The organism is Teichococcus aerophilus, assembly GCF_014490485.1.
GTDB classification, from domain to species: domain Bacteria; phylum Pseudomonadota; class Alphaproteobacteria; order Acetobacterales; family Acetobacteraceae; genus Pseudoroseomonas; species Pseudoroseomonas aerophila.
Genome location: NZ_JACTVA010000124.1, coordinates 1 through 1,581, shown reverse-complemented (window position 1 = coordinate 1,581; position 1,581 = coordinate 1). Strand labels below are relative to the sequence as shown.

Annotated in this window: 1 protein-coding gene; it reads left to right on the top strand. The window is 70.3% G+C overall.

Features of this window, described 5'->3' with window-relative positions:
• Positions 1-1,581, top strand: a 1,581-nt coding sequence (locus IBL26_RS25395; protein ID WP_187787277.1) for a beta strand repeat-containing protein, incomplete at both ends; no start/stop codon positions are given.

The following is a 1,581-nucleotide window of genomic DNA, read 5'->3' as shown; positions in this document are numbered from 1 at the left end:
TGCCGGCGGCTTCGGCGCCGGCGGCGGGCGTGGAGGTAGCGGCGGCACAGGGTCCGTCACCGGCGCATCCGGCGCGGGCGGCGAGGCGGGCTTCGGCGCCGGCGCCGGCAGCAACGGCACCGGGCTCGGCGCCAACGGCCTGGCGGGTGGTGGCGGTGGCTCCGGCTACGGCGGCTCCATCTTCGTGCGGGATGGCGGTTCGCTGACCATCACCGGCAATGCCATCTTCGGCCGTAATAACGTGCAGGGCGGCAATAGCGTCAATGGCGGCGCCTCCGGCCAGTCGGCGGGCAGCGACCTGTTCATGATGACGGGGTCTTCCGTGGTGCTGGACCCCGGTGCCGGGCGCGTCATCACCTTCAACGGCAGCATCGCCGACGACAGCAAGGCCAGCATCGACAGCGACATCGCCATTGGGTCCGGAGCGGGGCTGACGGTGCGCAGCGGCCTGGTGGTCTTCAACGGTGCCAACACCTATTCCGGCCAGACCACCATCGCCGGCGGCGCGTTGCAGGCGCAGGACGGCGTCGGCCTCTACGCCAACAGCAATCTCAACCTTTCCGGCGGCGTGTTCCAGACCAGCGGAACCTTCGACCGCTTTGTCGGCGGCCTGTCGGACCGGGTGCAGTGGACGGGTTCAGGCGGCTTCGCGGGCGTGGGCGAAGGCCTGACGGTGAAGCTGAACAACGGTCTGGGCGTGACCTGGGCGGCCGATGGCTTCGTCGGCAACGGTGCCTCGCTGGTCTTTGGTGCGGAAACCGCCACGACGGGCGTGACCTTCACCAACGACGTGAACCTGAATGCCGGCCAGCGCAGCATCGTCGTGACCAGCCATGCCGGCCGTGACGCCATCCTGACTGGCGTACTGTCGAATGGCGGGCTGGTGGTGAACGACGCCACCCATGCCGGCCGCCTGGTGCTGACCAACCGCAACACCTACACCGGCGCCACCGAAATCCGGAACGGCACGCTGGTGCTACAGGGCGATGGCAGCATCGCTGCCTCCTCCGTCGTACGCAATGACGGCGTGCTCGATATTGCGTCCACGCAGGGCACATCGATCACCACGCTGGCGGGCAACGGCCAGGTGGCGCTGGGTCACCAGGTGCTGACGGTGACGCAGGGCAGCACGGAGTTCGCCGGCGCCATTAACGGCACGGGCGGGCTGGCGGTGACCGGCGGCACTCAGGTGCTGACGGGCACCACCGGCTTCACCGGCGCGGCGGTGGCCGACACGAACGGCGTACTGGCGCTGGCGGGCACGGGCAGCGTGGCGCAGGCGTCGGTGGTGCGGGCGGACGGTGTGTTCGACATCGCGGCGACGACGCAGGGTGCGGCCATCACCACCCTGGCGGGTAACGGCCAGGTGGCGCTGGGTCACCAGGTGCTGACGGTGACGCAGGGCAGCACGGAGTTCGCCGGCGCCATCAACGGCACCGGTGGTCTGGCGGTGACCGGCGGCACGCAGGTGCTGACGGGCACCAATGGCTTTACCGGTGCGGCAGTGGCCGATGTGAACGGCGTGCTGGCGCTGGCGGGCACGGGCAGCGTGGCGCAGGCGTCGGTGGTGCGGGCGGACGG